Source organism: Rhizobium ecuadorense, assembly GCF_001187535.1.
GTDB classification, from domain to species: domain Bacteria; phylum Pseudomonadota; class Alphaproteobacteria; order Rhizobiales; family Rhizobiaceae; genus Rhizobium; species Rhizobium ecuadorense.
The window spans coordinates 1-266 of sequence record NZ_LFIO01000978.1 but is presented as its reverse complement, the minus strand read 5'-3'; the positions used below and the strand labels follow the sequence as shown (position 1 = coordinate 266).

Genomic DNA, 266 nt, shown 5'->3' with positions numbered 1-266 from the left:
TCGGCCCAGCTTAGCGGGACGATAACGTGCCCGTCACTCTCGAGGGCACGAGCCGCATCCTCGACGGCTGTGAGCCGATCACCCTCGGTCGGATAGGCCGCTCCGGTATCGATCAACAGGCCGATCCGCAGACGGCCGTTATTGATATCGACAGGGGAGGGATCCGCAAAGGGGCCTCGTGAATTGCCGCTCAGTTCGTCGAAAATCAGCGCCGTATCTCGCACCGAACGGCAAACCGCGAGTTCGCTCGCAATGCCGGCGAGGTG

1 pseudogene is annotated in these 266 nt (G+C 62.8%); it reads right to left on the bottom strand.

The window, feature by feature from the left end:
- Positions 1-266 (bottom strand): annotated as a pseudogene (locus AF337_RS18110) (amidase family protein); the annotation flags it as partial.